Source organism: Mesorhizobium sp. M7A.F.Ca.US.006.04.2.1 (assembly GCF_004022915.1).
Lineage (GTDB): Bacteria > Pseudomonadota > Alphaproteobacteria > Rhizobiales > Rhizobiaceae > Mesorhizobium > Mesorhizobium ciceri.
In genome coordinates, this window is record NZ_RZQA01000060.1 from 1 (window position 1) to 13,555 (window position 13,555).

General features: G+C 62.9%; 9 protein-coding genes. 7 read left to right on the plus strand and 2 right to left on the minus strand.

The window, feature by feature from the left end; genetic code table 11:
• The 3 genes from EN925_RS05510 to EN925_RS05520 all read left to right on the plus strand — a co-directional run.
• Window positions 1–870, plus strand: an 870-nt coding sequence (locus EN925_RS05510) for an ABC transporter permease (protein ID WP_164894141.1), incomplete at its 5' end; no start/stop codon positions are given.
• 51 nt (window positions 871–921) lie between these two features.
• Complete coding sequence (locus tag EN925_RS05515) at window positions 922–1,974, plus strand: substrate-binding domain-containing protein (protein ID WP_013532920.1); 1,053 nt, start codon at window positions 922–924, stop codon at window positions 1,972–1,974.
• A gap of 101 nt (window positions 1,975–2,075) precedes the next feature.
• On the plus strand, window positions 2,076–2,921 hold the full coding sequence (locus tag EN925_RS05520; RefSeq protein ID WP_127368159.1) for an acyl-CoA thioester hydrolase/BAAT C-terminal domain-containing protein: 846 nt from the start codon (window positions 2,076–2,078) through the stop codon (window positions 2,919–2,921).
• Window positions 2,922–2,974: 53 nt separating this feature from the next.
• Here EN925_RS05520 and EN925_RS05525 read toward each other — a convergent pair whose 3' ends face one another.
• Complete coding sequence (locus tag EN925_RS05525) at window positions 2,975–5,029, minus strand: bifunctional aldolase/short-chain dehydrogenase (RefSeq protein ID WP_128336395.1); 2,055 nt, start codon at window positions 5,027–5,029, stop codon at window positions 2,975–2,977.
• A gap of 91 nt (window positions 5,030–5,120) precedes the next feature.
• Window positions 5,121–6,086 carry a sugar-binding transcriptional regulator gene (locus EN925_RS05530; protein ID WP_013532917.1) on the minus strand — a complete coding sequence of 322 codons (966 nt, stop codon included), beginning with the start codon at window positions 6,084–6,086 and terminating at the stop codon, window positions 5,121–5,123.
• 191 nt (window positions 6,087–6,277) lie between these two features.
• Between EN925_RS05530 and EN925_RS05535 the strand changes: the two genes are divergently transcribed.
• The 4 genes from EN925_RS05535 (at window position 6,278) to EN925_RS05550 (ending at window position 13,538) form a co-directional block, all read left to right on the plus strand.
• Window positions 6,278–7,918, plus strand: a complete 1,641-nt coding sequence (locus EN925_RS05535; protein WP_127368160.1) for an acyl-CoA synthetase — start codon at window positions 6,278–6,280, stop codon at window positions 7,916–7,918.
• 460 nt (window positions 7,919–8,378) lie between these two features.
• Complete coding sequence (locus EN925_RS05540) at window positions 8,379–8,984, plus strand: TetR family transcriptional regulator (RefSeq protein WP_013532915.1); 606 nt, start codon at window positions 8,379–8,381, stop codon at window positions 8,982–8,984.
• Window positions 8,985–9,040: 56 nt separating this feature from the next.
• The gene (locus tag EN925_RS05545) at window positions 9,041–10,192 is read left to right on the plus strand and encodes an efflux RND transporter periplasmic adaptor subunit (RefSeq protein ID WP_127384737.1); all 1,152 of its coding nucleotides are present in this window, start codon (window positions 9,041–9,043) and stop codon (window positions 10,190–10,192) included.
• Window positions 10,193–10,391: 199 nt separating this feature from the next.
• Window positions 10,392–13,538, plus strand: a complete 3,147-nt coding sequence (locus EN925_RS05550; RefSeq protein ID WP_013532913.1) for an efflux RND transporter permease subunit — start codon at window positions 10,392–10,394, stop codon at window positions 13,536–13,538.
• The last annotated feature ends 17 nt before the right edge of the window (window positions 13,539–13,555 follow it).

Genomic DNA, 13,555 nt, shown 5'->3' on the forward strand with positions numbered 1-13,555 from the left:
GTCGCCATCACCGGCGTGCTGGCGCTCGGCGTCACCGCCACGCTGGTCGTCGGAGGTTTTGATCTGTCGATCGGCTCGGTCGCCACCTCAGCCATGATGGCGGCCGCCTATGTCATGGTGGTGCTGGAGCAGAACGCCCTTGTCGCGGTCGTCGTCTGCCTGCTCATCGGCGCCATCGTCGGCCTGATCAATGGCTGGCTGATCGTCTACATGCGTGTGCCCGATCTGCTGGCGACGCTCGGCATGATGTTCCTGCTCGTCGGCCTGCAGCGCATTCCAACCGAAGGCCGCTCGATCGCCACCGGCATGACCATGCCGGACGGTTCGGTCGCCAACGGCAAATTCTCCGACGCCTTCCTGGCGCTCGGCCGCCACCGCTTCGACTTCTTCATCCCGAACCTCATTCCAGTGTCGGTGGTGGTGCTGCTCGTGCTCGCCGTGCTGATCTGGTTCTTCCTCGAATACACCCGTTTCGGCCGCATGATGTATGCCGTCGGCAGCAATGAGCGCGCCGCCGAACTCGCCGGTGCGCCTGTCAAGGCATACAAGATCTGGGCTTACGTCATTTCAGGTGTTTTTGCCTCGATCGGCGGCATTTTGCTCGCTGCCCGGCTTGGACGCGGCGACATCGCCTCGGGTAATAATCTGCTGCTCGATGCGGTTGCCGCGGCGCTGATCGGCTACGCGGTGCTGGGTGCCGCCAAGCCGAATGCGTTCGGCACCGCCATCGGCGCGCTGTTCGTCGGCATCTTGCTGCAAGGCCTGACGATGATGAACGCGCCTTACTACACGCAGGATTTCATCAAGGGCGTGGTTCTGGTCGTCGCCCTTGTCTTCACCTTTGCGCTTTCGGGCAGGGGCAGGAGATAGCTTTCGACCGGAACAGGATTTTCGAGTTCAACAAGAGTGGAGGAAAACAAAGTGAGCATTACAAGAAGACTTCTGGGGAAGGTGGCGCTCGGATTGGCCGGCGCAACCATGCTGATGCAGTTTCCGGCTTTTGCCGCGGACAAGCCGGCGCCCTTCGACAAGCCCGGCGTCAAGATCGCGCTAGTGCGCTATCTCTCGACCGGTGACTTCTTCCAGGCCTATCTCTCGGGCGTCGAGGCGCAGTCGAAGGCGCTCGGCATCGACCTGCGCGTCCTCGACAGCCGCCAGGATGCCGCTCTTCAGTCCGACATGGTCGACCAGGCCATCGCGCTCGGCGTGCAGGGCATCATCATCCAGCACGGCCTGACGGAATCGATGAAGGATGCCGCGCAGCGTGCGGTCGACGCCGGCATCAAGGTTGTGGCCTTCGACGTCAATGTCGAAAACCCCAAGATCCCGCAGATCGAACAGTCCGATCGCGACTTGGCCCGCCTCGCGCTCGAGCAGGCGGTCAAGGACAATGGCGAGAGCTGGAATGCCGGCTATGTCTATGTCGCCGGCATCGCGCCGCTCGACCGCCGCAACGAGACCTGGGTTGACGTCAAGAAGAAATATGCCGGCATCAAGGAAGTCGCGATGTTCGGCACGCTCGACAATCCGATCGCCAACTCCGTCGCCAACCAGGCGCGTTCGGTGCTGACGGCGCATCCCGACATCAAGGTGATGTTCGCTCCCTATGATGAATTCGCCAAGGGCGTGAAGATCGCTGTCGACGAAGCGGGCTTGAACAAGGGCATCAAGATCTATTCGGCCGACATTTCGACCTCGGACATCGCTGCGATGCGCGAGCCCGACAGCGCCTGGGCCGCGACCGCCGCGACCAACCCGGCCGTCGTCGGCCAGGTCTCGGTGCGTGCGCTGGCACAGCTGCTGGCCGGTGAAGACCCCGGCCACAACGTCGTCGTGCCGCCGACACTGATCACCCAGAAGGACCTCATCGACAAGGACATCAAGAACATGGAGGACCTGTCGGCCAAGCTGCCGCAGTTCGCCCACGCCGATGTCGCGATGCCGGCCTGGATGCCGAACCCGAACGCCAAGTAACTTTCGCTATCGAAGGCCGCCTGCAGCCGCTTGCTGCAGGCGGCCTTTTTGCCGAATATCTGCAGCCGGCGCCAGGCTCCGGCCCAAGGTTCGGTGCGTATATGGAAGTCCAAGCGGCAATCGAGGAAAACCTGTCCGGCGCCGTCGCCGGAACCTTGTTTCGATGCCCGCAGGCCACCACGGGTGTCGTGGTGCTGGGTGGGTCGAGTGGCCGCGTCGATGTCGGGCGCGCACGGCTCTTTGCAAACGAGGGCTCGTCGGCTTTGGCCCTGCAATGGTTTAGCGGTGAGGGCCAGCCTCCCGGAATATGCGAAATTCCCCTCGAAACCTTCTTCGCGGCAACCGATTGTCTCCTTGAAACAGGATGCCACCGCATCGTCTATGTCGGCACATCCAAGGGTGCCGAGGCCTCACTGCTTGCGGCGGTCCATGACCCGCGCATCGACGCTGTGGTCGCCATCAGCCCGTCATCGGTGATTTGGGGAAATATTGGTGCTGGCCCGGATGGCGTCAGCTGGCCTGAACGATCCTCATGGTCGCTCGACGGAATCCCCCTGCCGTTTGTGCCGACGGATCCAAACTGGACACCAGAATACGTGGATGGCTTGGTATCCTACAGGGGACTCTTCGAACATTGCTTGAAAACCTTCAGGCAGGAAGCGGCTGCGGCGACCATCCCCGTTGAGACCGCATCGGCCGAGATCCTGCTGGTCGCAGGCGGTGACGATGCGCTGTGGCCCTCCCTATGGTTCGCGACAGAAATTGTTCGGCGGCGCAGCGAAGCAGGCAAGATCACACATCTCGTGTCATCGCCGGATGCGGGGCATCGCATTCTCTTGCCTGGCGAGAACACACCACGCTCGACATTGCATGCACATGGCGGCAATGACGAGGCCGAATCACGGTTGGGCAGAATGGCGTGGGAAGGCATCCGAGAACAGCTGTAGCTGCAGATCCCGAATACCTTCGCCTGTTTTGCGTCAGTCTCGGCCGGTTTTCCCTACCGCATCGCTGCCGCGATATTGCCGCCGTCGACGGTCGTCACGTCGGCGGTGGTGCGGTCGGCCAGCGCGTGATGCAGGAAGGCCTGCGCCACGTCCTGCGCCGTCACTTCCTGGCCGAGCAGATTGCCGGACATGTAGTCCTTCTCCGACACGCCGCGCGCGCCTGAGCGGCTGGCAATCATGGCGTCGGTCAAAAGGCCCGAGCGGATGCGGTCGGCGTTGACGGCGTTCGAGCGGATGCCATGCGCGCCATAGTCGAGCGCGTACTGCCTGGACAGGAACAGCGTCGCCGCCTTCGGCACGCCATAGGCGCCGAACTTCGGGCCGGGGTTGACGGCCTGCTTGGAGGTGTTGAACAGAAGCACGCCGCCGGTGCCCTGCTCGAGCATGATGCGCACGGCATTCTGCGCCACCGATTGGTGGGCGAAGAAATTGAGCTCGAAACTCTTGCGCAAAAGTGCATCGTCGAGCTCGCCGATGCGGCCTTCCCAGGCGGCGCCGGCATTGGAAACCAGGATGTCGACACCGCCGAACACGGCGACCGCTTTGTCGAAGGCGGCACGCACCTGTGCCGGGTCGGTGATGTCTGCGGCGACGCCGATCGAATTGTTGCCGGCTTTCTTCGCTGCATCGGCGGCTTTTTCGGCGTCGAGATCGACGACGACGGCATGGGCGCCATTGTCGGCGAACAGCTTTGCCGTCGCTGCACCGATCGCGCCGGCACCGCCGGTGATCAGCACCACCTGGCCGGTCAGCGGCTTCGGCTTGTTGGAGGCGAGCTTGGCCTGTTCCAGCGACCAGTATTCGAGCGGGAACAGGTCGGCCTTGGAAAGCGGATGGAACCGGCCGACGGCCTCGGCGCCACGCACTGCCTCGATCCACATCTCACCGACATCCGACGCGATCTTCGCGTCCTTCAGGGTGCGGCCGTGGCCGAACATGCCGAGGCCGGGCACCAGCGTCAGCCGCGGCATCTGGTCAAGCATGGTGCGCTTGACGTCGTCGAGCGCATCATTGGTTTCGAAATAGGCGCGATAATCCTTGGCGAACGCGTCGACATGGCTCTTGATCACCGCCTTGTAGTCGCCGGCCTTGTCCGCGTCGGGCGCCGGCAGCGCCATCGGCCCGGTTTTGATGCGGATCGACAGATCGGGCGTCGAGACGCCGCGCCCGGCATAATCGGCGATCTCGGCTGAATTGATGAAATCGACAATTGCCGGCGAAGTGCGGAAATCGCTGACCATTCGGTCGAAGCGGCCTTCGCCGCGCGCTACCGCCACCGCGCCGCGCAGCATCGGCGCGATCGACGCCGGCGTCGCGAGCTTTGCCGGCAAGGCTGCCTTTGCCGCCTTCGGCTTGCCGCTTGCGGCAATATAGTCCTCGGCGACGTTCACATAATGGATCATCCGGTCGTAGGCCTGCTTCGCATCGTCGCCGAAGGTGAAGATGCCATGCTTGTCGAGGATCAGGCCCTCGACGTCAGGATCGGCGTCGAAGATGTCGGCAGCCGCCTTGGCGAGGTCGAAGCCGGGCATGATGTAAGGCACGTAACCCATCTTGCTGCCGAAAACCGTCTTCACCAGCGGCTTGGAGTCCTCCTGGTCGACGATGGCGAGAATGGCGGTCGAGTGCGTGTGGTCGGCGAATTTGTGCGGCAGGAAGGCATGCAGCAACGTCTCGACCGACGGGTTGGGCGAGGACGGATCGATGAGGTTGACGCGTTGCAGGGCAACCATGTCCTCGTCGGCCAGCCTGTTCAGCGCGCGCGCCTTGAGCAGCGGCTTGAGCTTGACCGCCGGCAGGCCCTGCGGCTCGATGACGCCCATGTCCCAGCCGCTGCCCTTGACGCACAGCACGTCCCACTGGTCGCCGACGAGGTCGGTTGCCGTCGTCTTGCAAGAAGTGTTGCCGCCGCCATGCAGGACCAGCCGTGGTTCGCCGCCGAGCAGCCGGGTCGTGTAGACGCGCAGCGCCAGGTCGCGGCCGACACCCTTTTTCGCGTAGTCGGCGACGAGTTTTTCGGCTGCTTCGTCATTCCACAAATTCTTCATGTTCGCTTCGTCCGGTTGTTTGTCTTTGATGGTGAAACAGGAATGCCGCGACGCTTTGATGACAATGCGCCGGCGACGGAGAGGGGATTTCCTAGGAGGCCTTTTCTGTCGTGGCAGCAGCATGATCCAGGAGCCGCTGCGCCATGTGCGCGCCGACCACCAGATGCGTGCAAAGGCCGCCGGCGATCGCCGCGAGCAGCGGTTCGAACTTGCTGTCCTCCTGCACCACCACCAACCGCCTGGCGATGGCGCGCAGCGATGCAAGCTCGGCGGAGATCACCCGCCTGTTATAACTGCAGTCGAGCACCTTGCCCTCGGCGTCTATGATCTGCCCGGCAATCACGCCGGCAGCGCCTTGGCTGCGCAGATCCGCCATTTCACTTGGCGTCAGCGCGCCGCATTTGACCAGATGGCTGTCGGCGTCGACCGCGCCGACCGAGTATAACGCCAGGTCGCATTCGCCGACACCCGACAATTGTTCCCGGATCACCGGCTCGGCACGCAGCGCACGCGCAAGTTCTTCCGTAGACAGCACCAGCGGCGCGTAGAAATTGAGCCCTTTGGCGTTGAGCCGCCGCGCGATTTCCATAGTGCATTGGTCGGGGCGATAGGAATAGGGCGCGCCGAGATTGCCGCAGAGCTGCACCACCGTGACATCCTGCAGATCGGCATAGGACATGACGTCGGCAATCATATAGACGGTGCGGCCCCAGGCGACGCCGATGCGGTCGCCCTTCTTGACCAGTTCGAGAAAGACGCTCGCCGCCAGCACGGCGATTTCCGTCGACGGGTCGGCAATATGATCATTCTCCGGCGCGATCCAGACGGCGTCGAGGCTCAGCGCATCCTCGAGCTTGCGCGCCAGCACGTCGTCGGTGAAAAGCTGGGTCGAAGTCGAGATGTTGACGATGCCGGTCTCGCGCGCCTTGCGCAGGTACATGGCGACCGAGGCACGGGAAATGTTAAGCTGGCTCGCCACCTGGTCCTGCCGCAGGCCATGGGCATAGTAGAGCCAGGCGGCCTTGTGGATGAGTTGTTCTGCCGGTCGGATCGCCATGCCGTCTCCTCAGCTGACATTATTCACGGCTCTCGACAAAAGTCAAACTGGGCAGAGGTATGCGATGCTCCCGCTTGCGCCGAATCTGGTTCATCATTGTGCCGAATGCGCTCCGTCGTGGCATCGTTTGTGGTGACGCGGCCCGAGCCTGTGATTAGAACGTCTGAAAGAAAATCGCGGGGGAGCATGGGATGGGCAATCCTTACGAACAGGATCTCGACAAGAACGCGGCCAACCATCAGCCGCTGACGCCGCTCACCTATCTGGAGCGCGCGGCCAAGACCTATCCCGACCATATCGCCATCATCGATGGCCGCCAGCGCATCGACTATCGCACTTTCTGGCAGCGGTCGCTGAAGCTTGCCTCGGCCCTTCAGAAGCGCGGCATCGGCAAGGGCGACACCGTCACCGTCATGCTGTCAAACACGCCGCCGATGCTGGAGGCGCATTTCGGCGTGCCGATGACCAAGGCGGTGCTGCATTCGCTCAACACCCGCCTCGATGCGGCGGTCATCGCCTTCCAACTCGATCATGCCGAGACCAAGGTGCTGATCGTCGACCGCGAATTCTCCGGCGTCGTCAAGCAGGCCCTGGAACTGGCCAGGGTCAAGCCGCTGGTCATCGACTATGACGATCCCGAATACGCCGCCGACGCGCCGTACCCAAAGGGCGAGCGGGTAGGCTCACTGGACTATGAGGCATTTGTCGCAGGCGGCGACGCGGACTTCGCCTGGTCGATGCCCGACGACGAGTGGGATGCGATTTCGCTCAACTACACGTCCGGAACGACGGGCAATCCGAAGGGCGTCGTCTACCACCATCGCGGTGCGGCCCTGATGGCCTACACCAACACCATCCATGCCGGCATGGCCAAGCACGCGGTCTATTTGTGGACGCTGCCGATGTTCCACTGCAATGGCTGGTGCTTTCCCTGGACGCTCGCCGTCCAGGCCGGCACCCATGTCTGTCTGCGCTGGGTGCGGCCGAAGCCGATCTACGATGCGATCGCCGATCAGGGCGTCACCCATCTGTGCGGCGCGCCGGTCGTCATGTCGGTGCTGATCAATGCCAGGGACGAGGACAAGCGCGCATTTCCGCAGACGGTCACTTTCAACACGGCTGCAGCACCCCCGCCGGAAGCCGTGCTGTCGGGGATGGCGGATGCCGGCTTTGCCGTCACCCATCTCTACGGCCTGACCGAGACCTATGGCCCGGCGGTCGTCAACGAATGGCACGGCGCCTGGGATGATCTCGAAAAGGGCGAGCGCAGCGCCAGGAAGGCGCGGCAGGGCGTGCGCTATGCAGCGCTCGAAGGCCTGACGGTCATGGACCCCGAGACGATGCGGACGACACCGGCCGACGGCGAGACAATCGGCGAGGTCATGTTCCGCGGCAACATCGTCATGAAGGGCTACCTGAAAAACCGCAAGGCGAGCGACGAAGCCTTCGCCGGCGGCTGGTTCCATTCCGGCGATCTCGGCGTCATGCACCCCGATGGCTACATCCAGCTCAAGGACCGCTCCAAGGATATCATCATCTCCGGTGGCGAGAACATTTCCTCTATCGAGGTCGAGGACGCGCTCTACAAGCACCCGTCGGTTGCCTCTTGCGGCGTCGTCGCCAGGCCCGACGACAAATGGGGCGAAGTGCCTGTTGCCTATGTCGAGCTGAAACCCGGCAAGGTCGCGACCGAAGCCGAGATCATCGATCACTGCCGCGCGCTGCTTGCCCGGTTCAAAGTGCCGAAGGCGGTCATCTTCGCCGAAATCCCGAAAACCTCGACCGGCAAGATCCAGAAATTCCGGCTACGCGAGATGGCCAAGGGGGCTTAGCTGCATCGCCACCCATGCTTCGCCTCGACAATTTGTCGCGGGCTTCCGGGCTTCGTCATCCTAGGGTGTAGCAGTCGCGAGCGACGTCGCGGAAACCCTGGAGCTGCTCCGCAGCCCAAGGGATCCATGCCGTCACCTTGCGGCCGAGCTCCGACAGTCGAGAATGGCGGCTGCAGGCTACAGCTCGCTGACCGGTGTAACCTATTGATCCGTCGCACTCTTTGACCAACGCCGCGGCATGGATCCTAGGGTCTGCGCCGCGTCGCTTCGCTCCTTGCTTCGCCCTAGGATGACGAATTCATCAGGGCCAGCCGCTAACAGCGATCGTCGATTCCACCTTCTCACTGTCACCATCTGTCACCATTCGTACGTGTATACCGAATTCGCATTGACAGGTCCTTCTTTTCGATTTACGAGTGATGAAAATCAAAATTCGTCACTCGTAAATCGATAGAGGATCATGTCCGAAGCCGCCACCATAGTCGCCGAAGCCGCCCGACAGGAAAATGTAACGCGCATTCTCGATTGCGCCGAGCGCCTGTTCCGGCACTATGGCTACGGCAAGACCAATGTCGCCGACATTGCGCGTGAGCTCGGCATGTCGCCGGCCAACATCTACCGTTTCTTCGCCTCCAAGGTCGAAATCCACCAGGCCGTCTGCGGCCGGATGCTCGGCGCCAGCTACAAGATGGCCTACGAGATTTCGCGTCTGCCGATCAGCGCCGAGGAGCGGCTCCGGCGCTACGTGCATGCGCAATACAAGATGACGATGGAGGTCATGCTCGACGACCAGAAGGTCCACGAGATGGTCATCGTCGCCCTCGAACGGGATTGGGGTGTGATCGACAAGCATGTCGACAGCATTCACGACCTGTTCGCGGAAATCATTCGTGACGGGATCGAGGCCGGTGAGTTCAGAAAACAGGATCCGGTTATCGCGTCTCGCTGTTTCGGCGCCGCGACCGTCATCCTGTGTCACCCGCAGATGGTGGCGCAATGCCTTGCCAAGACCAACCGGGCAATGCCTGACGACCTCGTCGACTATGCAATCAAGGCCTTGAAGTAGCCTCCGCCCGTCGGGCGCCGGTTTCAACGATTCATCTCCATTTCGGGAGTACGCGCGTGTCTTCGTTCAGTTCAATCATCGGCAGGCTGCCGGTTGTAGGCCCGGTGCTGCTTGTCACCGCCACTCTCGGGCTTGCCGGCTGCAGCCAGGAAAAAGCCGAAGTCAAGGATATCATCCGCCCGGTCAAGGTTGTCGAGATCGCGAAGGTAAATGACACCCGCACGCTCTCCTATTCCGGCTCGGTGAGGGCCCGCACCGAGAGCGCTCTGGCATTTCGCGTCAATGGCAAGATCACCGAGCGCCTCGTCGATATCGGCCAGCATGTGGCCTCGGGCGATGTGCTCGCCCGCATCGATCCCATTGACTACGACCTTTCGGTCAAGAGCGCGCAGGCAGCGCTCGATGCCGCCGAGCGGCAGGTCGAGACCGTGGAACTCGCCCGCAAGCGTGCCGAGCAGCTTTTTGCCAAGAATTTTGCCCCGAAATCACAGCTCGAACAGGCGACCTTGACCTATGACCAAGCGGTCGCCACCCGTGATTCCGCCCTTTCGACACTGGCTCAGGCGAAGAACCAGGTCGGTTATACCGATCTCAAGGCCGACAGGGATGGCATCGTCACCACGGTCAGCGCCGACGTTGGCCAGGTGGTCGGTTCCGGTACGCCGGTTGTCACTGTCGCTGTCGACGGCGAAAAGGAAGTGCTGATCGCCGTCCCCGAAATGGAAATCGCCGAATTCAAGCCGGGCAAGGCGGTCAAGGCGGGCTTCTGGTCGGACGATGCGCTGGCGCTCGACGGCAAGGTCCGCGAAGTCGCCGGCAGCGCCGATCCGCAATCACGCACCTTTGCCGTCCGCGTCAGCCTGCCCAACGATCCGCGTGTGCTGCTCGGCATGACCGCCAGCATCGAAGCCACGGCGGCCAATGAGCGGCAGCTGGTCTCGATCCCCCTGAGCGCACTGGCCGAGCAAGGCACCCAATCGATCGTCTGGACCGTCGATCGTGGCGCCGACACCGTTCATGCTCGTCCGATCAAGGTTGCCGAGTTCGCCGCCGATGGCGTGCGTGTCGCGGAGGGTTTGAAACCCGGCGATGTCGTGGTCGCCGCCGGCACGCAATTCATGACCGAGAACCTCAAGGTGAAGCTCGCCGGTGATACGGCGCTGCAATCGGCATCCGCGGCGGACGGCGACGCCAAGCAGGTGCGCTGACGACAGACAACCGGCTGCGCGTTCCCGCAGTCGCTGGTTTCCGGGCGGCAGGCGCCCGACCGAGACGCTCGATTGATGTAACCCCCACATCGATTTCGCGTCCCACCGCGATGAGTGCTTCTCCGCTGGGAGAGCCTTGCCGCCCGGAAGCCACTACGAACCCTCGATTTTGTTGCGCTAGATAGATGGACCAGCGTCGATGACCAATTCCACGGAAGAGAAGCGGCCCTTCAACCTGTCGCGCTGGGCAATCGGCCATCCCGCCATTGCGCGGTTCCTGTTCGGCCTGATCATCATTTCCGGCGCGCTCGGCCTGATGCGCATGGGCCAGAAGGAAGATCCCGATTTCACCTTCCGGGTCATGGTCGTCCAGGCGATCTGGCCGGGCTCCTCGATCCAGGAGATGGAAGACCAGGTCGTCAACAAGATCGAACGCAAGCTGCAGGAAACGCCGCATCTCGATTTCGTGCGCTCCTTTACCCGCGCCGGCAGCGCCATCATCACCGTGCAGATCAAGGGCGACACCAACACTGCCGAGGTGACCGACGCGTTCTACCAGGTGCGCAAGAAGGTCGGTGACATTGCCGGTGACTTGCCGCAAGGTCTGCTCGGCCCCTATTTCAACGATGAATTTGGCGACACCTTCATCACCCTGCATTCGATCAGCGGCGACGGCTTCAGCTATCCCGAGCTGAAGAAGTTCGCCATCCAGGCGCGCGACATGCTTTTGACGACGCCCGGCGTCGAGAAGGCCGTTATCATCGGCGACCAGCCTGAAAAGCTCTATATCGACGTCTCGTCCAAGGCCCTGGCCGAACGCGGCCTGACGCTGACCGATCTGCAGAATGCGATCAAGGGACAGAACAATGTCGACCCGGCCGGCTCCGTCGATACCGGCACCAACTCGGTGCGCATTTCCGTCGAGGGCGATGTCGGCAAGGTCGAGGATATCAGGAACCTGCGCCTGCGCGCCGGCGGTCAGGTCACGAGGCTGGGCGACATCGCCACGGTGAGTTCGGGGTTGCAGGATCCGTTCCAGCGAAAGTACCGCTTCAACGGCCACGACAGCGTGCAGTTGGGCGTCGTCATGGCCAAGGGCTTCAAGGTTACCGATGTCGGCAAGGATGTCGAGGCCACCTACAAGCGCTTCGAAGAGGCGCTGCCCTACGGCGTTGCGGTCGACCAGATCTCCGACCAGCCGGGCGTCGTCACCGATGCGGTGGCGGAGTTCATGCATGCGCTTGGCGAAGCGTTGCTGATCGTGCTCGTCGTCTCGTTCCTGTCGATCGGTTGGCGTTCCGGCCTGGTCATCGCCATCGCCATCCCGCTGGTGCTGGCCGCGACCTTCGCCATCATGTACGAGCTCGGCATCGACCTGCAGCGCATCTCGCTCGGCGCGCTGATCATCGCGCTCGGTCTTCTGGTCGACGACGCGATGATCGTCGTTGAGATGATGGAGCGCAAGCTGGAGGAGGGGATGGTCAAGGTCGAGGCGGCGAGCTTCGCCTATTCCTCGACCGCCTTCCCGATGCTGACCGGCACGCTGATCACCACGGCCGGCTTTATTCCGGTCGGCTTCGCGGCCTCGACCGCCGGCGAATATGTCCGCACGCTGTTCTATGTCGTCGGCATCGCGCTGATCGTCTCCTGGTTCGTCGCGGTCTATTTCACGCCATGGCTCGGCAACATGATCCTCAAGCAGCGCAAGCATGCCGGCAGCCATCACGATGTCTTCGACACGCGTTTCTACCGCCGGCTTCGTGCCACCGTCAGCTGGGCCGTGCGCCATCGCATCATCGTCCTGGTGATGACGCTGGTCACCTTCGGCACCAGCCTGTGGGCTTTCCAGTTCATTCCGCAGAACTTCTTCCCGCAATCGTCGCGGCCGGAAATCCTCGTCGACCTTTGGCTGCCGGAAGGCACCAGCATCAAGGAAGTCGAGGCGCAGGCCAAGGCGCTCGAGACCAAGATGATGGACGACAAGGACAAGCGTTTCATCGCCACCTATATCGGCGAGGGCGCGCCGCGCTTCTTCCTGCCGCTCGACCAGCAACTGAGCAACCCCAACTTTGCCCAGTTGCTCGTCATGGCCAATGACGAACCGGCTCGCGAGCGTCTGATCGTCAAGTTGCGCACCGTCCTGGCGCAAGACTTCCCGTCCATCCGTGCCAAGGTCGATCGTCTGTTCCTCGGTCCGCCGACCGGCTGGCCGGTGCAGATGCGCGTCATGGGGCCGGATCGCCAGGAGGTGCGCCGCATCGCCGACCAGGTGAAGGCGAAGTTCCGTGAAGATCCGCTGCTTGGCGCCGTGCATGATGACTGGCTGGAGCCGGTTCCGGCGATGAAGCTGGTCATCGACCAGGATCGTGCCCGCGCACTCGGCGTCACCTCGCAGCGCATCCGCCAGATGCTGCAGGCGACGATGTCCGGCGCGCCGCTCGACGACTTCCGCGACGGCGAGGAGACGGTGTCCATCGTCGCCCGCGAGCCGAATGCCAGCCGCAGCCTGCTGTCCTCGGTCGACTCGGTCTATATCCCGACCGACTTCGGCGGTTTCGTGCCGCTGTCGCAGGTGGCCAAGGTGGTGCCGGTGCTGGAGCAAGGCATCGAATGGCGCCGCGACCGCCTGCCGACCATCAGCGTGCGCGCCACCTTGCCCGACGGCGTGCAGTCCAACGACGTCGTCACCAAGATGTACAACGACATGAAGGACCTGCGTGCGGGTCTGGCGCCCGGTTACAAGATCGAAATCCAGGGCGGTGCGGAGGATTCGGCGGAAAGCCAGGCTTCGATCGCCGCCAAGGCACCGATCATGCTGGCCGTCATTGTCGTGCTTTTGATGATCCAGCTGCAGAACTTCGGCAAGGCGATGCTGGTGCTGGCGACCGGTCCGCTTGGCATTATCGGTGCTGCCGCGGCACTCCTGATCAGCGGTGCGCCGTTCGGCTTCGTCGCCATTCTCGGCGTCATCGCGCTGCTCGGCATCATCATGCGCAACTCGATTATCCTGGTCGACCAGATCGACCAGGACATCGCCGCGGGCATGGACCGCTACGAGGCCATCATCGGTTCGGCCGTTCGCCGTTTCCGGCCGATCACGCTGACGGCGCTGACGGCGGTGCTGGCGCTGATCCCGATCTCGCGCGGCGTCTTCTGGGGTCCGCTCGCCTACGCCATGATGGGCGGCATCCTGGTTGCCACGGTGCTGACCATCCTGGTCCTGCCGGCCGGTTACGCCCTGTTCTTCGGCCGGGAGCCGAAGAAGCGCGGGGCGGAGGGACGGACGGACGATCTGGAACTGAGCCAGGAAGCCGAAAAGCCGCAACTGGCGCTGGCCGCCGAATAGATCGATCGCGCCAGTCG